The following is a 21268-nucleotide window of genomic DNA, read 5'->3' on the forward strand; positions in this document are numbered from 1 at the left end:
ACTTTATTTTGACTTTTATAGTAATTAATTGCATCTTCAAATATCTGACTAGCATATCCTTGCTTTTGTAATTCAGCGGACTTTTATAAATTATTTTCTTTTCCATATCGAATTAATAAATCTGAATAACTCATTGATGGTTCGAAAATTAAATTTGTTTGAATATATTCTTTCATCTTTACTATATCAATAAATGCTTCTAATTCATAAAAATTAACGACATCCTCTATCAATGCTCGTTCGTCATAGTAAAAAAGTACTTTACCATAAAACTTTAAATAATTTAAAAACTCTTTCTTTTCTTTTTCACTTATTTTAGGTTCATTAAAAATAAACTCAAATGGAGAAACTCCTATAATTCCATTAAGCAAAAATATATCAAAATAAGATCCTGTATTTATTTCTTTTATATTCCCCTCTTCAAACTTTATTTTTCTTGGAAACATTTCCAGTATTAATGTTTTCCAATTAACTTCATTAAAGTTTTTCCATAAAAGAGTGTAAGTTAAACACAATTCCATATTATAATTTTTATCATAATTATTGAATGAAAAAACTAACATCTTAATTTTTTGATCAATAGATAATATATCTATTTTTTCTTTCATAATTTTTTGAATTCTGAATTTGTTTAAAGGTGCTGAAGTGTAAAGTTGTTTTGCTAATTCAATTTCATTCATAATTATTCAGTAATAAATTTCGTTTGAGTTTTTAAATTGCCTGCCTCATCTAAATATTTTATTTCTAATGAAACTCCTTTAGTATCTATACCAAGCTGTCTGAAAATTTCAGGAAATTTGTTTGTTTCATCAATAATTTCTAATGAAACTCCTTTAGTATCTATACCAAGCTGTCTGAAAATTTCAGGAAATTTGTTTGTTTCATCAATAGTTGGAAAATAATGTCCAGATGAATTTGAAATCTTTCTTAATTTACCGTTAACCGTTTTTATTGTACCAGCAGCTTCAACATCGTTTGCATTTCCTAAAAAATGATGCTTCTTTCCTATTTTTAACTCCCCCTTCGTAGTAATTACAAAGTCAACATCATTGAATGTATTTCCTTTAGCCTCCATTTGTTTAATTACACCATTTTCAATCTCTGCTATACCCCAAAGTTGTCCATCTAAAGGCATTACCTCAGTTGGATATTTATTGGCAATTTTCTGAATTGATTTTATAAACACTTCTTTCGTGTAGAATAATCAAATTATTATCAAAAAAATAATTTCTCACAAAATCATTATTCTGAGGCTCGATAGGAGATTTATACTCTTTAAATTCTTTAGACTCGGTATTGTATATTACAGGATTATATTTTGGTATGTAGATATATTTCCCGCTTTCCGATTCCATTTTAAAATGGTCCAGGTTTACAAAAAGTCCTTCGAATTCACATTGCAATAGTGAATTATTTATTTTTTGGTTATCAATGCAAAAATCAAATTTCCAAAACATTCTGCCATAGTTAAGTTCCTCTAATTCTGTAGCAAGAATTTCGGTATTACTTTTTAAAGCTTTATACAAGTGCTGACTATCTAATTTCATAAACACGGTTTCTTAATATTATTTTTTCTGAAAATCTCAAACGAAGTTACCATCTCATCTAATTTCCCCGCTTTTTGAGCTTCTTTGAAATCTGAAAGGACTTTGGTCAATTGCTATCTCCATAATTCTTACTGAACTATATTTCAATTTAGCATATTAGTAAAAACCTGTTTCCATTGGATTATTATAAATATGATTTAACTTTAAAAAACTTTCTAAAAACCAAATTTCAATGAACGTATCTTATTTTCATTTCGAATGAACTCACATCTCTTTGCGCTCACGAGCAAGATGCTCGCGCCAGCAAGGGGGATAAATCAATATCATATTCTAAATTTTAATCTTGCCCATCTTTTTTCTTCTTTTCTTTTTCAATTCTTTCTAATTCTATAGAATCCCATTCTTGTTGCAAAATATTACCCCTAAAAGCATTAGGCCCTTCTTTCAAACTGGCTTCTATTTTCCTTCTTTCTTCTTCCTGCTCTTCTTCTGTCAATGAATCCCAGTCTTGGTTACGTTTTTTTTTTTTGAATTTCACAAACCTTGTTGCTTATTAAAATCTTTTGATCATCAGTTAAAATATTAAATGTTATATGCCTCCAATCTTCAGATATAATCTCTTAAATAGACATATTAGCTAATATTTCAATATTTTCTTCGTTCATCTCTATGGGAAAACCCTCAGGTTTTATTCTTTTCATAATATTAATTTATAGGTTTTCCTAATTCTTCAAAATTTATATAATCTCATAAAGTACCATAAATTACTGTACATTAGGTTCTGATAGTTACAATTAATTATCCTATTCAAGTTTTTCATCTTGCCCATCTTTTTCCTTCTTTTCTTTTTCAATTCTTGCTAGATCTATAGAATCCCATTCTTGCTGCAATATATTACCTCTGAACACATCAGATCCTTCATTTAAACTTCTTTCTTTAGAACGTTTTTCTTCTGCTTGTTCTTCTTGAGTTAAAGACTCCCAACGTTGTTTCTCTATTTCTTCTTGTATCTCTTTTACCTTATTTGATACCAATATTTTATCATTTTCAGTCAAGAAAGGTATTAAAATTCTCCATTCAATAGGGGGGGGGAATTTTACAGGAGGAGGATGATTTAATTTCATTCTAGCTAAAATCTCAATATTTTGCTCATTAAATTCAATTGGAAAATCTTCGGGTTTTATTATTCTTCTTTCCATTTTAATTAATTTAAAGGTTTTCCTAATTCTTCAAAGTCAATATAATACCATTTTGTTCCGTCTGATCCAGTAAAAGAAATAGGTTCGCTTATTTGTTTAAAATATCCTTCTTCCATTAAAACTTCCTTTTGAAATTGCTCAATTGGTTCAGATAAAGGATGTCTCGTTTTTCCTAAATTTTCCCCATAATCAGACAAATCATCTAGATATACTCCTGTTTTAGTAGTTATTCTTCGAATAACTTTTATAGGATTAGGAACATCTTTAGCTGTTTTAATTGCAAAATGTGTAGCCACTTTTTCATCTAAAGAAGAAGATACAAAACCTTTATTGATGATTACTTCTTTTCCTTTTTTTCCAACAAACAAATCATTAAATTCGTCTAAAGAGTAACCTCTACCACTGAATACTTTATCACCACTCATATTCCTTTCAGGTACTTTCCTCAATTCCGCCAGCCCTTCTTTTAAATGTATTAATGCCCTTTCTGCGTAGGTGCCAAAATAATCACCATATCTCATTGGATTATTCAGGAAATTACCCCACGCAGTATAATTCTGTGCTGTTGCTAATTGAATTTCTGTTGCGTTACCAGTAGGTAAAAGCTTCCCTTCATTTTTTAATTGTCTAATTATTTTGAGACCGTCCTCCATTTTTGGTGTTAATACCCAAAATTTAACAAAACCAGGTCTACCTGGAGTACCAACAAAATTATCCAAAGATTTTATTGCTAATTTAAATTTTTCTGGATTATCTTTAAATCCTCTTACCATTTCAGCAAAATCATCGATCTGGCCTTCTGTCATACGATCAATCCATCTTAAAACATCCGGATCAGCTGTTTTTAATAATTCTTCAAAACTTTTTAATTGTATATCACTTGAAAAATAGACTTTCACTCTAATGTCTTGGATATATTTGGTAATATTTGGATATTTTGCTAATAAATCTCCTACGTTATCAACAAATCCAAGAACTTTCCAAACCTCTTCTTGTTCTGTTACTAATTTTTTCTCGGCAGATGACAACTTATCTATATTTGTCGTAAGGCTTCTCCATTCAGTATATTGCGCAATTTGGATGTGCTAACTTAGCGTGGAGTTCTAGTTAAGGACAAAATCTTAACTTTAGACCATGAAAGAAAATCGTAAAAATTACGACCGCATTTTCAAAGAGAAAGCAGTCCAATTAAGTTATGAAAGAGATAATATCTCTCTACTTGCCAAGGAACTTGGTATTACAGCTGCTTTGCTTTATAAATGGCGCCAAGATTATCAAGAATTTGGAACGGGAAGTTTTCCTGGAAAAGGCAATTTAAAACTAAGTCCCGAACAAGAAAAAATTCATGAACTTGAAAAAAAATTAAAAGAAGCAGAATTAGAACGTGATATCTTAAAAAAGGCAATAAGCATCTTTTCCAAGGGAGGTCGATGATTTATCTTTTCATAAAAGACCATGAAAAAATATATTCGATTGAAAAGATGTGCAAAGTTTTAGCAGTAAGCAACAGCAGTTACTATAAATGGAAAAAACAGATTGTTTCACAAAGGCAAAAACGAGTGATTTTAATAAAAGAAGCAATAACTTCAATATATTTTAATACCAAACAGCGATATGGAAGTCCAAGAATTACTTTAGAACTTCAAAATATAGGATATCAAATATCTAGAATAACAGTCGCTAAATACATGAAGCAATTAGGTTTGTACAGTAAATTGAGTAAAAAATTTAAAGTAACAACCAATTCAAAACATAATCATTTTGTTGTTCCAAATATCTTAAAAAGAGAATTTACGGTGAAGGAACCATCTAAAGCTTGGGTTTCAGATATAACATATATTCAAACAAAGGACGGATTTTTGTATCTCACAATTATTTTGGATTTGTTCGACAGAAAAATAATTGGCTGGAGTCTAAGCAATGGTTTGAGTACTAAACAAACTACATTAACAGCTTGGAAAATGGCACTTAAAAATCGAAAAATTACAAATGAATTAATATTCCACTCCGACAGAGGAATTCAATATGCTAATAAAAGCTTTACTAATATGCTTGACTCTTTTAAAACTGTCACTAGAAGTATGAGCCGTAAAGGAGATTGCTGGGATAATGCTGTTGCAGAAAGTTTTTTCAAATCACTAAAAACAGAATTAATTTATGGGAATAAACTAATTACTAAAGAACAAATGGAACTTGAAATTTTTGAATACATCGAAATTTGGTACAATAAAAAAAGAAGGCACTCTGCTTTGAACTATAAAACTATTGAAGAATTTAATAAATTAACTAATTACAAAAATGTAGCTTAACTTTTTCTCTACTTTTTGTTTGCATATCCAGTGTCTTTCTCTAAAAAGTTATAGTAGTTGGCATAGTTATCTGTTTTAATGGCACTCATTAAACGTAAAATTGCCAGTTCAGAACGCTCTTTTATAACCGTCTGTGTCGCAATAATTTTGATAATACTTTCTATTTCTGGGTATGTCAAATTTCTAATAGCAGACATACAGACATTATTTACAGATGTAGCAACTTTTTCTCCATCTGTCAATTTCATTACCGCCTTCAGTTCAGCAAGTCCATCTTGTATTTCAGACAATGAACATTCCTTCTGATCACGTGCCAGTAGCTCTTGGGCAAAATTATTACTACAAGACGCATCTTTAATATCAAAAGGAGAAGGTTTCCAGTCGGCATCAGTAAAAGTTTTTATTTTTTCCTGTACTCTGTTGTCAGTATCTGAAATCTTTTCGTCTTCTGCATTCCACTCAACTAATACATAATCATAAGTACATCCATCTCCTCTTGTTCTGAATAAATTAACTTTGTTATCAATAGTTTTAGAAACTTTTTTAGCAATAATTTTTTCTGCACCATTAGTAAAGGCTTTAGCTGTGCTATTCCATTCGTAAAATTTGTCATTATATTTAACAGTCTTAATTGTGTAGTTTTTTGCTATTACAACAGCAATAACAATTTTTTCATTATTAAGATAAAACTCATCTATAACAACTCCACTTGGGGTTAAAGCAAGATGAGCATATTTATTTAGTTCCCCACTAGCCTGACTCTGAAACGCATACAATTTAAATGCAGGATCATTAACCTGTTTCCAGTCCTGATGGTTCAGGACTGTTCCTGAACTATAATCCATCAATAAATCAGTACTTGATTCAGTTGTTTTATAAGTCTCAAAAGGATGTTCCAGTTTAAAGATTCCGTGTCCTAATTCGTGCGCAGGAGTTTTGGTTAATCCTGATTTAAATACATACCCAAACTGCCCATTCAAGCGCATATAACCCTGCTGCCCGGTACTTGAATTTTTATCGGTTACAAAAAGCACATAATTTGATTCTGTGCTTTGGTACAAAGCGTTTATTTTTTGCTGGTCTGTGCTATAAGTTGATGTAAGTGTATTTTTCTCAGTCTGAATTGTGTTTCCTGAGACAACACTATCAATGTTTAAGATACCCTCTTTTTTGAAGTTTACTTTTACACCAATTTTATCATAAATTGCCTGTGTACTCGCAATAATTCCGTCAAGTTTGTTTTGCGAAACTGCATCTGTAGGCACTAAAGCTACATTGACTTCTTTTGACGAAATATGCACCAGCATAAAAGCTCCTATAACTTTCCATCTATCACCTTGCTTTATAGTGGCCAATATTTGCTCTTCGGCATAACTCAGCTTTCCTTTTACTGTTAATACAAATACTTTATCGGTTCTTTTAAAGTCTATATTTGCTCCGTTTTGGGTTTTAAATACGATACTGTCCAGTTGTATATTTGTATCTGTAAGGGTTACTGTAGCTAATACCGTATCTGATAACCGTTTAAAACGGCTTTATAAGGCAGGGCAACGTTCCCTACTTTTTTGTAAAGCTTTTCTAAAGCAGTTGGTGCTTTGTCTGGTAGTACATCAAAAGCATATTTACTGCCGTTACCGCTAAATGCAATCGAAATTCCTTTTGCCGTGAATTCTGTTGCCTGACCGCTTTCATCTACTCCATCGGTATTTTCAGGTGTTGGTTTGCCTCCTGCTGCGGCTATTGCAGGTTCGTTGCTTCCGTTACCGTCTTTATCAACATTGTAAATATTTCCTTTACTGTCTGTAATAACGGTATCTTTTCCACCAGGAATGGTTACCTGTTCACCATCTTTACCGTTTACTATAATATCGCCATTAGGATTGATTACAATTTTATCAACCTCAAACGGAACGGTCTCTTCAATCTGTCCGCCCTGACCTTCGCCTGTAAAATCTTCTACGTCGGTAACATTTTTCCAATCCGGATTATAACTCGTCTCCACAACACCGCTAATCAATTGATAGTCGGTATTGATTACGATACTATTAAACTCAACTGCAATTTTGGTATCAGCCAGATAAGGCACTATGATGTAACCCCGACCTGAGTAAGGGCTGTTTTTTTTTAATATTTCAAAGAACGTTTTACTTTATTTTTAGTCAAGACAAAATTTCTTATTTCTTAACTTATACTGTCTTTTTTGTTTGCATATCCATCATCACCAAATCCTGTTTATGTAAAGGTTTTATAAAATGATTGATATCAACTATCATTAGAAAGTTTTTAAAATCGCTAAAAAAACCTAGTAGTTTGGAATTAGGGAAAATCAATAAATTATTATAAAATTATCTCCATCGATTGATACGCAATTCTTATTTGATTCTGATAATGCTCTAACCCTTCTTGCCCTTTAATTATAAAATATTTATAATTATCGACGTCCAATTTCATTTCTCTAAAAACAAGTACAAAACTCATCTCTCCTTTATACCTTTCGGCTACTAGCACTTTTTTTCCTATAATACCTGAGTCGAAAACTAGGGGACAATTATAAAATTCTATTCTTATATTAGTATTATCAAAACTTATTGATATTTTTTTTTCATTATAATAATGAATTATTGCGTGTATTTGTAATCCAAAAATTTCTGTGATTTTTTCCATATAATTAATTAATTTAATACCTGCATTTGTGAGTTCTTGATTAGATAATATCTTCCCTTGATTATGGAATATAACATTTTCAAACCAAGATTGATTTCTTAGAATTAATTGTAATTCTAATTTAACTCAAACCATTTGTATTATTTTTTGAGTACCAATTTTCAGGAGGCCTTCTATATAAAACAATTTCAAATTTGCCACATGTTAAACATTCAATAAATCTCTCACCTCCTTTATTTATTTCACTTTCATCAAAAGCAACATCATTTACAATCAAATTTCCTTTTTCACAGTGCGGACATATGACAATTGTATTTATGTCGATTCTAAATTTCTCAACCGCATCTAACCATTTTTTTCTTTCTTCCATTTTACTCAAATAAATTAAATGTTTTTTCTGCAAAATCAAAAGCAGCTTTTGTTTCTTTTGTAACTTCCGAAGCTGATCCACTACCTCTTAAAGTGCTAGTTCGTAGACGATGCATTTCGTGTAATACAGTTTTAATCAGTTCTTTTTCACTTTCAAAAGCCTCTCTACCAATATTAAAACCATTTTTTTCAAACCAAGTCATGCCTGAAAAAGGAGCATCATCATATGAAATTGTCCTTCCATTAATTTCTACTTGAACAGGTGTTTTATTTGCAAACCCATCTGTTATTTTCTCGAACTCTAAAGAGTTTAATATTTGATGGGATTCTTCTGCAATAGATTTTTCAGTTTCAGTTAATGATGAATTTGATTTCAATTTTGAAAAAAAATACTTTCCATATTTAAAAACATTATTTAGTTTTAACCCATACTTTTCAGGATGCGCCTGTAAATCCTCTATAGCATCGTCGATCTGTTTTGGTCTATATTTACCTCGCCAGGCAGAAAATTTACCTATACCAAAAGTAACTACTTGCTGGTAAACTGATTGTTATTTACTATTTTGCTTTATCTAATAATTCTTCAGTAGTCAATTTCTCCTTTTTGACGAAGGTCTTGAATTTCCATTCCATGAAAGAAACCTAAAAGATAAATATCATCTAATGAGGAAGAATTTACATTAACAATTACGAATTCGACTCCATCCCAATCTTCTATTGATTCAATTGAAAAGTTAGTTTGATATCTTTTATTAAAATCTTCTATAATATTTTTTACTATAGTAGGATTTCCTGTAGCTATTTTTATTTTATTTAATTCCATCTATTAATATTAATTTTACGTTTGGAAACATTTCACTAAATTGTTGAATTACACCTTGGCATGAGGGACAATAAGGTCTCTCTGATACAATCCTAAGTTCTCCTCTTATTTCCTTATAAATTTTTCCTTTAATAACATTTAAGTCATTTGCTAATCTATTTAACATCTTATATTCACTGTCTGTATTTCTTAACCATGAATTAGCACCGTCTATTTCCTGTTTAGGATTTATTTTTAAAGCATCAAATATTTCATTAATTTTATCAGGCTCTCCACTTCTAATCATTTCACCATTTTTACTAATATCACCTATTTTACCTTCAAGATAACCATAATTCCCATTTGTTCCTTCATTTTGTGCTAATCTATGATTTTTAATTTTAGTGGTAGCCTCAGCAATTTCATCAGCGTTAGCTTTAAAAATATTCTTAAAACCATTCCAAGATTCTCTAGTAATTAAATTCTCAGCATCATCAATTCCATACTTTTCAGGATTCTTCTCCAAATCCTCCAACGCATCTTCAACCTGTTTTGGTGTGTATTTACCCTTCCATGCAGAAAATTTACCTATACCAAAAGTAATTACTTTTTGGACTATAATATTTAAAATTCCCTGTTTAATACCATTTAGGGTACTTTGGCTAATTTCTACCTCTGATAAGCTTTTTCCGCTTTTTAACTGGTTCAAAACATCATCACCAAAACCTACTACAAATCCGCTAACACCTGCGCAAGCAGTTCCGCATTTATTTACTAAAGCAGCTGTTGCACAACTTGTCGCTGCACTTGGCAGGGAAACTTCTTTTATTAATTGTTTCGTTGTAAAGCTCTCGTTTAGATATGTTTTTACAATGGCGTTAATCCCCATTTGAAAGCCTGCATCAAGGGTAAATCCTGTAATACATTCGGTTGCTTTTACGCTTGCTAATGCCTCTACCGAACCTAAACCTAAAGCCCCGTAAAAAACCATTTGTCCCATTGCATCTGAAAATTGTGCTTGCGCAGAAACACCTTTAACAATAGTAGTTTTTTGTGTACAAAAAGGTTCATCTGGATTTGGTACCGGATCTTTAAAATAAATTGTTACATCAACTCCCGCTGCATATCCATCAACACTATTGGGGACGTAGCTTAACCAAAATTTTGTGATTTTTAATTTATTTAATTCTGCATCATTGGTTTCAATCAAAAACAAATTCTGAACCGGATTACTAATGCTCCACCCCTTATAATGAGTTATTTTTAAAATTCCTTTTCCTTCATCATAAATAGAAGTCATATATGTCTTGCTTCCTGAAACTGATGCCGTCGTTTTTGAAACTTCACTAGCTACTAATTTTAAATAGTTAACTTTTTCTGTTGCTAAAAAGGCTACAATACTTTTTAAAGAAGCATCACATTTTTCGCTAAAAAACTTATTTACTTCATCAAAAACTGCGTTTGTTTTTGCTAAATTCTCCTGGTTTTGATTGCCTGACGTTGTATAATTATTAGAAGCCAACTCAACAAAAACCGGATCTAAATCAGCAACTTTTTTCTTTAAGTCCTCTGGAATATCAGGAGCATTTACTAATGTTTTATATTGTTCCTTAGCTTTTTCCAGACCAGCATATATTTCTTTCCAATTCTTATTATAATCTTCTTCACTAGTTGTACCCGCCGCTTTTTGCTTTTCTAATTCATCGGCTCTATTAAAGAGATCCGCAATTCCTTCCAGTAAACCTTTTACATCATCAATTATTTCTTTTCCATTAACAACATCACTCCACTTCGCATCATAACTCGTCTCAACAACACCGCTTATCAATTGGTAATCGGTATTGATCGTGATATTACTAAACTGAACAGCTATTTTAATTTGATTTAAATAAGGAACCATTATATAACCGCGTCCTGAATAAGGACTGTTCTCGCCTTTAAGTTCAGAAATTGTTACCGGAAAATCGCCCGCCTTAAACGTTTCGCCTTGTATTAAATTGGTAAGCGGTTTTTGGTTCTGAATATTGATTTGAGGAATGATACCACAGTTATAAGCCGCAACGCCACTTGTCTCTGTAGGTGTGGTAAAGGTGCTGATTCCGGAATAAGTAAACGACTGAACGCCTTCGGTTGCGGGATCACAGCTTGAACCTACTCTAAACTCATACGTAACACCGGGTTCTAAATTGGTGATTAAGCTTTGTGTGTTTAAACTATTGGTCGAAAACCATTGTGCATTACGAACACCTTGTTTTTTGTATTGTACCTGATAGCGTGTATGTTCCGGCGTTCCTTGCCAAGTGATTTTGACACTTTTAGAACTCTGGGATTCGCTTAATAAAAAAGTTGGGGCTGCACACGAGGATGTATATTTAAACGAATAAATCTCGCTGTATCCGTCATTTTTAAATATGGCATTCTCTGAAAGTCCTGTGGTCGAAATCGCTTTTACCCGCCATGCATAACGCATTCCCGGAACAAGTATTGGCATGCTTACATTGTACAGCAAAGCGGTTGCAAAAAGTGTTTCCTCATATAAAAGAGGAGACATCTGAAATGCAATTTGCGGATCTAATGTTGGATCAATAAGCTGTTTTAACTCAAACTTATACGATACATTGGTGGCATTGATCTGGCGTGGTGTCCAGGTAAATAAAATATTTGGAAATTCTGTCGAGGCAATTTGTTCGTTTTTCTGCGGCGTATTGAGCAGCGGCGGATCGTTTAGTATTAGATATAAACTGGCACAGCTTTTTTGTGATATTTTCTGGTTGGTGACAAAATCGTACATTTCAAAACAAAAACTGTACATGCCTTCGGGTAATCCGTTGGCATATTGTGCCGGTGAAATCCCTTGCAGGTTTTCAAGCCTGAAAAGGGCTGCAATGTCAGTGTTTGTTAACGTTTGTAATTCACCTCCATTTATAAAAATTGGCCGCTGTCCTTGTATAAAATCGCTGCTTTGTATGTTGAGTCCGTTACCTTGTATATAGAATTTAAGACGTACCTGTCTTTGCGAAATGGAAATATCGGTAGGGTTGATCAGTAACTGCATTTTGGTATCCATACTGGTGACATAATCAGCTAATTTGACACTATACGGACTATTAAAAACAGGAGTCATCTGCACCGGATAAAGCTGGGCATAAACACCCAAGCCAAAGCCCCCTAGCCCCCAAAGGGGGAACAAGATGAATATAAATATGTTTTTTAAAAAGTTCTTCATTTTCTTAATTGATGATAATTTTTTTAACCAATGTTTGCTGCCCTGTTTCTAATACTAAAACATACATGCCGGATTCTAATGTGGTCCGAAAATCTATTTCATACTTTTTCTTTCCTGATTCTTTTTTCTGAATCATCGTATTTTGTCCGTTTGTCGAGAATAGCCTTAAGTTTATATCACTACTATTTTCTAATGTTATTAGTGCTTTAAAATTGCCATTACTCGGATTTGGTGTCACTATAAAATCTATAACAAACTGTGATGCTGTGCCTGTATCAGGTAATGTGTTTCGTTGCTCCACCGTAATATTTTTAGTATATGTCGCATAACATTCTCCCTGCGTTTGCTGTAAGCCAATTGCATAAACTCCTGCGGCATCAAACTTTAATGTTATGTATTTTTCTTTTTGTTCTACAATTTTTACTCCTTTTGGGATGATCCAGTTTGTACCTTCGCCAAAGGGGTTACTGGTATTAATCAGAATTACTTCTTCGTCTAAATAGGCTTGTGAACTCAATAGAAACTCTGAACTGATTATGGCCTGGCTTGTTTTTATTACGGTTTCATCTTCGCTAACACATCCTAAACCTGAAGTTACTTTTACGTGATAGGTTCCGGCTTTTGATACCATTACTTTTGCTTCATCTGAGGTAAATCCGTTTGTAGAAGTCCAGCTGTATTGTGCATTTGTATCTGCAATTGTCGCGTCTAAATCCAGGGTTTGATCATTGCATAAAGTTCTGTCAGGACCAATATTTACGATAACAGGTTCCGGGTCTTTTATAACAAATCTCTTTTTATACACACAGCAATCCGGACAGCTGATCGCTACTTCATAATTTCCTGCTGTAAGGCTATTGAGGTCTTTAGTCGTAGCACCAGTGTTCCATAAATAACTGTAAGGCAGGTTTCCGCCTGTAACATTAAGTCCTATCGAAGCATCATTCCCTTTATAACAAGTAGTATTTTTGACTGTTTCGGTAGTAAATACTCCTTTTGGGTCACCAACAAAAATGCTTCCCTGAACGATACAGCCTTTTGCATCGGTTACTATTACAAAGTAGTTGTTTGTTGTAATCTTTTCTATTTTTGCTGTTGTTTCCCCATTAGTCCACTCATAGGTATAAGGCGGAGTTCCGCCGGAAACGTGTGCTTCTGCCCAACCGTCATTTCCTGTAGTACAACCAACGTCAAGCTTGGTAAAGGTTAACTTTAATTTTTCCGGCTCTGGCATATATTGGGTAACATCTTTTTCCTTAGTCAAAATATTATTGACATAGGTTCCGAGTTTTATTCCGTTGGCATCTTCTATATTCAAAGCATAAGTCCCATCAGACAGATTTTCGGCAGTTTCGTCATGCTCGTTCCAGATTGCCCACGAACCGTCTTTTTGTTTCTTCTTCCAGGTATAAAAATATGGCAATCCGTTGTTTTGAGTATTTTGTAACTGAATACCGCCGGTAACATGAGCCACTAAAATTCCGTCTTGCGATTCATCTCTTTGGTTGTCCAAAGGATTGGCGTCAGTCTCATTTCCAAATTCATTGCCGGCATTACAAGAAATAGTGCGAACTACCTCAAACGTAACTTCAAGCGGATCCGGGTCGTCTAAAGCTGTTACAGCATTTGCCACGGTACAACTTATTTTATTTGTGGCTGGATTATAATTGGCATCACGAACTGTAAGGCTATAGTTTTCTTCCGGAAGCCCGTTTAACGAAATGGTATAAACTCCGTTACTGAAATTCGTTGTGGTTGTAGTTTGTACAATTCCTTTACTGTTTTTCCATTCAAACCAATAGGAGTTGTCCGGGAAAATCGTTCCTCCGGTAACTTCTACCACAATTTTTCCATTGGTAGCTTTGTAAAAACCAGGATTAAGAACTTCGGTATATTTAATAGCAAGCGGTGCTGCAGGTTCTGAAATGGTTATGCTTTCTTGCGTAGTACATCCTTTGGCGTCTGTAATAAATACCCAATATTCACCTGCTTTTAAAACAGTATTTTTATCTATTTCTACTTCATTCGACCATTTGAAATCATACGGAGGTGTTCCGCCCACCACATTTGCAGTAGCCCAGCCGTCGTTTCCTCCATTACAAAAAACGTCACCTTTGGTTATACTAACCGATAATTTTGGAGGTTCCTGCATCAATTGGGTCGCATCAACTTCCTGTGTCAGCTGATTATTGATATAGGTTCCTAACATGATTCCGTTTCTGTCTTTTATGTTAAGGCATAATTTCCGTGAGAAAGGTTTACAGCTGTTTCACCTGTGATGTCAGGTAAAGCTGTCCAGGAGCCATCTGCCTGTTGCTTTTTCCAATAAAAATAATACGGTAATCCATTATTTACAGAAGATGCAAGCGGAGTTCCACCTGAAACATGAGCTGTTAAAATACCATCTTGCGATTCGTCACGCTTTCCGTCTTTTGGAGTTGTATCTGTATCATTCCCAAATTCATTACTTGTGTTACAGGAAATAGTGCGTACAATTTCAAAAACAACTTTTAAAGGATCCGGCTGGTTCAATGTCACTTTTGATTCTAAGACCGAACAATTACTAATTTGATTTGTTGCTTCGTTATAATTTTTATCAGTAATCGTTAAAAAATAGTCATCTGCCGGAACACCATTTAGTGTAATGGTATAAATGCCGGCTTTTATTTGAGCTGTTGCCGTTTGTAATACTCCTGCTGCATTTTTCCACTGATAATTATAGGATTGATCATCCTTTGGTGTTCCTCCTGTTATCCTGGCTATAATTCTTCCGTTAGTCGCTCCTGAAAAAGTAGGTGTAAAAATTTCTTCGTAGTCAATTTTCACCATTTCTGCTGGCTCACTAATGATGATACTACTTTTTATAAAACAGCCCTTTGCGTCTGTTACCTCTACAAAATATTCCCCTGCTGTTAACTGAGCTATTTTGTTTTGGTCAATAGTTCTGTTACCTGTATTGTACCATGTATACGTATAAGTACCTGATCCTCCTGTAACATTTGCTGTTGCCCAACCGTTATTGCCTTCATGGCAGGAAACATTTCCGGAGGTAAATGATAATTCTAATTTTGTTGGCTCAGCAATTTCTTTTGTTGTTGGAACTGCTGTAACTAAATCTGTAGCATTATAAGTTCCTTGTACTATTCCATTGGCATCTATAATGTTTAGCGAATAGTTTCCTTGCGAAATTTGATCTGCAGTATCTGTTTTATAATCTGTCAACTCCTCCCATAAATTTGTTGAAGTATTATATTTTGACCAGATAAACTTATAGGGCAAACCATTGTTTGCGGGTGCTACAAAAGGAACACCACCAGTAACTGTTGCTTTTAAAATTCCGTCTGAGAACTTATTTACATCCGAATCTAAATTAGCAGTATTACAAGAAATAGCTTGTGCTACTGCTAAAGCAATTACAATTTTGTCTGGCTGAGATAGTATTTGAGAAGATTCAATAATAGAACATGCTGCTTTATTACTGGCATTATTATAATTTTTATCTTTTACAGTTAGTTTGTATTCTCCCTCAGGAGCATTTTCTAATGTAATATTGTATGTTTTATCAGAAGTATTATATTGGGCTGTTGCTGGTATAATATCGCCAAAACTGTTTTTCCATTCATAATCATATGATTTATCATCATTGATCGTTCCGCCGCTTATTGAGGCTGTTAATTTCCCGTTAGCAGCTCCGTAAAAAGTGGGATCTTTTTTGAATGTGTAATGGAGTGTTAATGGTAATGCGGGTTGCGAGATTGTTTTTTGCAATACTTTATCATCCCCAAGTTGAATCTCACCATTCACCACTGTCTGAATCTTAGCAATACATCCATTCATGTCTTTTACTTTCACATTGTATGTGCCAGGTGCCAAGCCGGTAATTGTGTATGGTTTATCATTAGGGAAAGGAATCCAGCTCATTCCATCATCTAAGGAATAATAATCATTGCCTGATACAGTACGGGTTCCTCCCGTTGGTGCGATAGTTATAGTACCATCCTGAGATCCGTAACATTGCACATTGGTACTGTTTAGTGTAAAATCTAATACAGGAGGAGATGCTATTGTAAAGGTTGTAAGTGCAAATAAATCTTGAGGAACGACAGAAGTGTTCAGTCCATCTTTAAATCCTATTAATTGCAGCGTATAATTGCCTTTTCTTAAACCCGAAATAACAAAAGTTTTATCTGCTGCAATAGATAATATGCCATTATAATTAGCAGGCATACCTGTATCCACATCAAGCAGCGTATAATTTAATTGTTCACCCGAAAATAGTGTTCTGTTAAATACAAGTTTTACATATCCATCTTCAGAATCACTGCAAGTAGGTTGAACTCGTGTTAAAGAATTAATTTTTGGTGCAGATAGACGTACATCGTATTTTACATGGCTTGATACAGTACTACATGCCTTCTGCCTAAAGTAAATTGGCTTGCCTACATAACTTATTATATTAGATCCTAAAATATCAACTGCATTAGCTGAAAAACTTGACATTCCATTATATTGGGGCAAATCTGTCCAACTGGAAGGATCCGATGTTGGATCTAATGAATATTGCCAATTATAGTAACTGCTGTTAAATCCCGGAATACTTGCAATCGTAATACGCTTGTCTGTTGGCAAATCATATTCTGTCTGAATAATTTGTAGATTAGGTCTAATATCGTATTCAAAAGAAACATCCATTCCATCATAAGCTTTAGAAAAAGATTTAGCTGTAATGCAAGGATAAGTAGAAATATCAAAATTATCACCTATATTGGCTGTACTCGAAAAATTTACAAATAAATCGTAGTTGATCGATTTAGGAATTTTTTCAGTGGTGAAAGTATTTATAGAATAATCACTTGTACTCGAGTTATCACCAATACCTGCTCCATAAAGTTTTGTGGTTGTGCCGTCCGTATATTTTAATGTCAAATCGAAATGGGAAGAAGTATGATTTTTTACATTTCTATAAACTCTATAATCTAAATTTTTAAATTCAACGGTATAAGTTGCTTTGGTTTGCCCAAAGCCAAATCCCGAAACCAATACAATTATCAATACGTAAATTTTCTTCATAAGCTCAATAAACAACGGTTAAAACTTCTTCTTTTGCAGGGCTATTACTATCCAGATCGGGAATCAAGTGATACTCGTATTCCATATTTATCTTTAAATTCTTGTCTTCTAAAGTAAAAACATCACCATTTAATTCTCTCCACAATGTTGGAGGCAATCCCTTTACATTTTTATAAATACTCAAGCCCTTAATTTTACCTTTGTTTTTAGTATAGCTCCACGTCAGGATTATTTTTTTGTTTTCCCTGTCCGGTACTCCTTGTAAAAATGTAATTATTTTAACTGGTGTAAAATCTAAAACCTGTACTGTTATGACAGAATGATCTAAGGATGACCAAAGATTACTTTTATCCTTTGCCAAAATAGCATACTGATATGTTTTCTTGTTCTCGACCCTGTCATCTGTAAATTCCTGGATAGTATCATTAATTTGCTTAATTTCCAGCCACTTTTCTTGTCCTTTTTCTCTCCTTCTTAGGCTATATCCTGCTACATCTTCACTATAACTTCGTATCCATTTTAGATGTACTTTGCCATCTTTATTATCGTAATCTTTGAATATGGGTGCTGCTGGCGGAATCTTATCCGGTTTATCCAAAACTAAAACATCAGATGGGTCAGAAATATTAAATCGCATATCTTCTGCAGCAATTCTATAGTAGACTTTGCTATTAGTCATCTTCAGGCTCACACTGTCTTTATAGTCATTACCAACATAAGATTGATGATAAATATCTACAAACTCTTCATCAACGTTATTGGCTTTTAAAATTCGGTATCCTCGCAAATCTTTTTCCTGGTTGGGTTTCCATTTTAATTTTACGACACCAAGACTATCAATTACACCTTCAAGCCCTATTGGTTTTGCCGGTGGTATAGAATCTACGGGCTGGACTAACATACTTTGAGATGTCAATCGTTGATTGTTTTTACCAACAACAGATATGGTGAAATAATTAGAGGGATATAAATTTTCCTTGTAATTGAGTTTTCTCTCGGATGGTGGAATAATTTTAGAAACAACTTTATAGGGACCCTGGTCGTTATCTGCTAAATTAATTTCATACCCCTGAATAAAACCTTCTGATGCTGCAGGGTATTCCCATTCAAGATTAACTTCATTTGAGTTAATGATATTATAATCTGTCAGCCTTGCCGCAGTAACTATAGCAGCCATTCCTGTTGCTGTAATTGGTTTTGTTATTTCTCCTTTTTCTCCAAATGAAGTTATACCGTATAATCGATATTGATAAATTTTATCGTTTACACTAAGTGTATCAATATAATACATCGTTTTAGACGGATGCTCGTCTTTATCATTTAAGTTTACTAAAGGCGTAGTTGCTATGGGACTAAAATTGATTCCGTCAGAAGATTTTTCTACCATATAAGAAGTATAAATCCTTTTGAAGGTTTCATAATCCCATGAAAGTAATACTTTCTTATCGTCGGGAACTGCAATAAAATCAGTTGGAGCCGGAAGTATACTATAGTCTTTTAAACCAATCATATAAGATGATTCTTTAACTTTTGGACTTTCAAAAACACTTACCTGATAAGCATAGACTTCATTCGCTTTTACATTGGTGTCGACAAAACCCCAACCCGCTTTTACTGCACCTGTAAAACTCATATCGGCTGCATATAAAGCAAAGGTGTAGCGCTGGTCCAGTTCATCAGCCATGTTTACTATTTTTGAAAGATCACCTTCCTTAGCGGAAGTGATCTCAAAACTTTCTCCATAAATAGATTGCGCTATGATTGCTGCATTATTGTCTTTTTGTACTAAATCAAGCCAGAAATCCAGCGGCTCTGGAAGTAATGGTTTTGGAGTAAGAAGAATTTTTTCAGGTTTTGGCAGAATTTTGCCATCCCTAAACACTGTACTTCTGGTAATAACAAATCCTTTTTTATTTGCTTTTTGCCATTCAGCTGGGGAATTAACAGCCCAACGGATCAAAATTTTGTCTTTCTGGGCTCTGGCGTTAACCATGACTTTAGCCTGTTTAGTTTGTGAAAATCCTAATGAAATAAATAAAAAAAGTATAAAAAAGAGTCTAATTTTCGGCATTTAAATTGTGTACTTATTTCCGTGTTAAAAAGGTGTAAAAATAATACTTTACATGAACTAACAACTATAAATTGTTAATATTTATTTATTAAAATACTTTCAAATTTTAACATACTAGACAAATCCTTTTTAATTTAAAACATTTTATACCAAGGAGTTTACATTTTCTTACTGACAATTTATAATTCAGTAAAATATTATGTGATTAATTTCTGCGTCGTTAATTGCTACAACAATTGTTTATTTCTTATCTTTAATATTGTAATATTTAATATACTGAAAGTTAAGCTGCTTTTAATCGACAACATACATAGCCTCTATATAAAGAATGGATGTGCTAACTTAGCGTGGAGTTCTAGTTAAGGACAAAATCTTAACTTTAGACCATGAAAGAAAATCGTAAAAATTACGACCGCATTTTCAAAGAGAAAGCAGTCCAATTAAGTTATGAAAGAGATAATATCTCTCTACTTGCCAAGGAACTTGGTATTACAGCTGCTTTGCTTTATAAATGGCGCCAAGATTATCAAGAATTTGGAACGGGAAGTTTTCCTGGAAAAGGCAATTTAAAACTAAGTCCCGAACAAGAAAAAATTCATGAACTTGAAAAAAAATTAAAAGAAGCAGAATTAGAACGTGATATCTTAAAAAAGGCAATAAGCATCTTTTCCAAGGGAGGTCGATGATTTATCTTTTCATAAAAGACCATGAAAAAATATATTCGATTGAAAAGATGTGCAAAGTTTTAGCAGTAAGCAACAGCAGTTACTATAAATGGAAAAAACAGATTGTTTCAGAAAGGCAAAAACGAGTGATTTTAATAAAAGAAGCAATAACTTCAATATATTTTAATACCAAACAGCGATATGGAAGTCCAAGAATTACTTTAGAACTTCAAAATATAGGATATCAAATATCTAGAATAACAGTCGCTAAATACATGAAGCAATTAGGTTTGTACAGTAAATTGAGTAAAAAATTTAAAGTAACAACCAATTCAAAACATAATCATTTTGTTGTTCCAAATATCTTAAAAAGAGAATTTACGGTGAAGGAACCATCTAAAGCTTGGGTTTCAGATATAACATATATTCAAACAAAGGACGGATTTTTGTATCTCACAATTATTTTGGATTTGTTCGACAGAAAAATAATTGGCTGGAGTCTAAGCAATGGTTTGAGTACTAAACAAACTACATTAACAGCTTGGAAAATGGCACTTAAAAATCGAAAAATTACAAATGAATTAATATTCCACTCCGACAGAGGAATTCAATATGCTAATAAAAGCTTTACTAATATGCTTGACTCTTTTAAAACTGTCACTAGAAGTATGAGCCGTAAAGGAGATTGCTGGGATAATGCTGTTGCAGAAAGTTTTTTCAAATCACTAAAAACAGAATTAATTTATGGGAATAAACTAATTACTAAAGAACAAATGGAACTTGAAATTTTTGAATACATCGAAATTTGGTACAATAAAAAAAGAAGGCACTCTGCTTTGAACTATAAAACTATTGAAGAATTTAATAAATTAACTAATTACAAAAATGTAGCTTAACTTTTTCTCTACTTTTTGTTTGCATATCCATAATACATATATCGATAAGTCCTTTGAGTGTAGAAACATTGTAAAAATCTAATTAAAGTACTTATATTTAATTATAAAAATCATTCTATCTCATTAAAATCGTCTCCAAATCACACATAAGTATCATATCTTATCTGAATAAAGATGAATTTGATGACAGGGAAATCAAAATATATGAATTTGACCATGTAATTAATTTTCTCGAACGGGAGTTATCAGAATAAAGTAAACATAGTAATAGTTGCTAATTTTACTGATTAATTTAATTCACATTTCATAGTAAAATAAATATTCATTGAGTTTCATTTAAAAATTAATGTAGATAAACATTTATCTTTTTTAAATCATTGATGAAATGGTTCGAGAATTGTCCCGTTAGGGCTACAGAGAATAACCCATCAATTTTTTGATGGGTTTTTT

At 33.0% G+C, this 21268-nt stretch carries 18 protein-coding genes; 2 read left to right on the forward strand and 16 right to left on the reverse strand.

Features of this window, described 5'->3' with window-relative positions; genetic code table 11:
* Positions 1 to 83 precede the first annotated feature (83 nt).
* The 6 genes from BXU10_RS16470 to BXU10_RS16495 all read right to left on the reverse strand — a co-directional run bounded on the left by BXU10_RS16470 (position 84) and on the right by BXU10_RS16495 (position 3774).
* The gene (locus BXU10_RS16470; RefSeq protein WP_078228540.1) at positions 84 to 680 is read right to left on the reverse strand and encodes a hypothetical protein; all 597 of its coding nucleotides are present in this window, start codon (positions 678 to 680) and stop codon (positions 84 to 86) included.
* Positions 681 to 682: 2 nt separating this feature from the next.
* Positions 683 to 1135, reverse strand: a complete 453-nt coding sequence (locus BXU10_RS16475) for a hypothetical protein (protein WP_123922037.1) — start codon at positions 1133 to 1135, stop codon at positions 683 to 685.
* 16 nt (positions 1136 to 1151) lie between these two features.
* The gene (locus BXU10_RS16480) at positions 1152 to 1547 is read right to left on the reverse strand and encodes a hypothetical protein (RefSeq protein WP_078228543.1); all 396 of its coding nucleotides are present in this window, start codon (positions 1545 to 1547) and stop codon (positions 1152 to 1154) included.
* 337 nt (positions 1548 to 1884) lie between these two features.
* Complete coding sequence (locus BXU10_RS16485) at positions 1885 to 2085, reverse strand: hypothetical protein (protein WP_078228545.1); 201 nt, start codon at positions 2083 to 2085, stop codon at positions 1885 to 1887.
* A 265-nt stretch (positions 2086 to 2350) separates the two neighbouring features.
* A complete protein-coding gene (locus BXU10_RS16490; RefSeq protein WP_078228546.1) occupies positions 2351 to 2746 on the reverse strand; it encodes a hypothetical protein in 396 nt (131 codons plus the stop codon).
* 5 nt (positions 2747 to 2751) lie between these two features.
* A complete protein-coding gene (locus tag BXU10_RS16495) occupies positions 2752 to 3774 on the reverse strand; it encodes a hypothetical protein (RefSeq protein WP_078228547.1) in 1023 nt (340 codons plus the stop codon).
* Between the two features lie 106 nt (positions 3775 to 3880).
* Between BXU10_RS16495 and BXU10_RS16505 the strand changes: the two genes are divergently transcribed.
* Positions 3881 to 5055 (forward strand): IS3 family transposase gene (locus BXU10_RS16505; protein WP_223255423.1). Its coding sequence is split into 2 segments (ribosomal slippage): positions 3881 to 4136 and positions 4136 to 5055, totalling 1176 coding nucleotides; the frame shifts between segments, so codons are not numbered across the junction.
* 8 nt (positions 5056 to 5063) lie between these two features.
* On the opposite strand, the gene BXU10_RS16510 is transcribed toward BXU10_RS16505, so the two are convergent.
* The 10 genes from BXU10_RS16510 to BXU10_RS16555 form a co-directional block, all read right to left on the reverse strand.
* A complete protein-coding gene (locus tag BXU10_RS16510) occupies positions 5064 to 6410 on the reverse strand; it encodes a hypothetical protein (RefSeq protein WP_078228549.1) in 1347 nt (448 codons plus the stop codon).
* Between the two features lie 146 nt (positions 6411 to 6556).
* Positions 6557 to 7141 carry a hypothetical protein gene (locus BXU10_RS16515; protein WP_078228551.1) on the reverse strand — a complete coding sequence of 195 codons (585 nt, stop codon included), beginning with the start codon at positions 7139 to 7141 and terminating at the stop codon, positions 6557 to 6559.
* A 251-nt stretch (positions 7142 to 7392) separates the two neighbouring features.
* On the reverse strand, positions 7393 to 7719 hold the full coding sequence (locus BXU10_RS16520) for a hypothetical protein (protein ID WP_078228553.1): 327 nt from the start codon (positions 7717 to 7719) through the stop codon (positions 7393 to 7395).
* 121 nt (positions 7720 to 7840) lie between these two features.
* A complete protein-coding gene (locus BXU10_RS16525; protein ID WP_078228555.1) occupies positions 7841 to 8089 on the reverse strand; it encodes a hypothetical protein in 249 nt (82 codons plus the stop codon).
* A 1-nt stretch (position 8090) separates the two neighbouring features.
* The gene (locus BXU10_RS16530; protein WP_078228557.1) at positions 8091 to 8465 is read right to left on the reverse strand and encodes a hypothetical protein; all 375 of its coding nucleotides are present in this window, start codon (positions 8463 to 8465) and stop codon (positions 8091 to 8093) included.
* A 206-nt stretch (positions 8466 to 8671) separates the two neighbouring features.
* Positions 8672 to 8911 carry a hypothetical protein gene (locus tag BXU10_RS16535; protein WP_078228559.1) on the reverse strand — a complete coding sequence of 80 codons (240 nt, stop codon included), beginning with the start codon at positions 8909 to 8911 and terminating at the stop codon, positions 8672 to 8674.
* A complete protein-coding gene (locus BXU10_RS16540; protein ID WP_078228562.1) occupies positions 8898 to 12116 on the reverse strand; it encodes a deaminase domain-containing protein in 3219 nt (1072 codons plus the stop codon). The genes BXU10_RS16535 and BXU10_RS16540 overlap by 14 nt, the downstream gene beginning before the upstream one ends.
* 4 nt (positions 12117 to 12120) lie before the next feature.
* Positions 12121 to 14325, reverse strand: a complete 2205-nt coding sequence (locus BXU10_RS16545) for a T9SS type A sorting domain-containing protein (protein ID WP_078228565.1) — start codon at positions 14323 to 14325, stop codon at positions 12121 to 12123.
* Positions 14326 to 14342: 17 nt separating this feature from the next.
* The gene (locus tag BXU10_RS16550) at positions 14343 to 17186 is read right to left on the reverse strand and encodes a SprB repeat-containing protein (protein ID WP_078228567.1); all 2844 of its coding nucleotides are present in this window, start codon (positions 17184 to 17186) and stop codon (positions 14343 to 14345) included.
* A gap of 4 nt (positions 17187 to 17190) precedes the next feature.
* Entirely contained in the window at positions 17191 to 19179 is a 1989-nt protein-coding gene (locus BXU10_RS16555) for a fibronectin type III domain-containing protein (protein WP_123922038.1), read from the reverse strand.
* Positions 19180 to 19643: 464 nt separating this feature from the next.
* On the opposite strand from BXU10_RS16555, the gene BXU10_RS16565 reads away from it, so the two are divergent.
* Positions 19644 to 20818, forward strand: a protein-coding gene (locus tag BXU10_RS16565; RefSeq protein ID WP_223255388.1) for an IS3 family transposase whose coding sequence is annotated in 2 segments (ribosomal slippage) — positions 19644 to 19899 and positions 19899 to 20818 — 1176 coding nt in all. Because the reading frame shifts where the segments join, the coding sequence is not laid out codon by codon here.
* The last annotated feature ends 450 nt before the right edge of the window (positions 20819 to 21268 follow it).

Origin of the sequence: Flavobacterium sp. LM4, from assembly GCF_002017935.1 — a bacterium.
GTDB lineage: Bacteria > Bacteroidota > Bacteroidia > Flavobacteriales > Flavobacteriaceae > Flavobacterium > Flavobacterium chungangense.

Excerpts from the sequence above, each read along its gene's own strand:
- BXU10_RS16470 (WP_078228540.1), bottom strand. The coding sequence starts at position 680 with ATGAATGAAATTGAATTAGCAAAACAACTTTACACTTCAGCACCTTTA.
- BXU10_RS16475 (WP_123922037.1), bottom strand. The coding sequence starts at position 1,135 with ATGCCTTTAGATGGACAACTTTGGGGTATAGCAGAGATTGAAAATGGT.
- BXU10_RS16480 (WP_078228543.1), bottom strand. The coding sequence starts at position 1,547 with ATGAAATTAGATAGTCAGCACTTGTATAAAGCTTTAAAAAGTAATACC.
- BXU10_RS16490 (WP_078228546.1), bottom strand. The coding sequence starts at position 2,746 with ATGGAAAGAAGAATAATAAAACCCGAAGATTTTCCAATTGAATTTAAT.
- BXU10_RS16520 (WP_078228553.1), bottom strand. The coding sequence starts at position 7,719 with ATGGAAAAAATCACAGAAATTTTTGGATTACAAATACACGCAATAATT.
- BXU10_RS16525 (WP_078228555.1), bottom strand. The coding sequence starts at position 8,089 with ATGGAAGAAAGAAAAAAATGGTTAGATGCGGTTGAGAAATTTAGAATC.
- BXU10_RS16535 (WP_078228559.1), bottom strand. The coding sequence starts at position 8,911 with ATGGAATTAAATAAAATAAAAATAGCTACAGGAAATCCTACTATAGTA.
- BXU10_RS16540 (WP_078228562.1), bottom strand. The coding sequence starts at position 12,116 with ATGAAGAACTTTTTAAAAAACATATTTATATTCATCTTGTTCCCCCTT.
- BXU10_RS16545 (WP_078228565.1), bottom strand. The coding sequence starts at position 14,325 with ATGTTAGGAACCTATATCAATAATCAGCTGACACAGGAAGTTGATGCG.
- BXU10_RS16550 (WP_078228567.1), bottom strand. The coding sequence starts at position 17,186 with ATGAAGAAAATTTACGTATTGATAATTGTATTGGTTTCGGGATTTGGC.
- BXU10_RS16555 (WP_123922038.1), bottom strand. The coding sequence starts at position 19,179 with ATGGTTAACGCCAGAGCCCAGAAAGACAAAATTTTGATCCGTTGGGCT.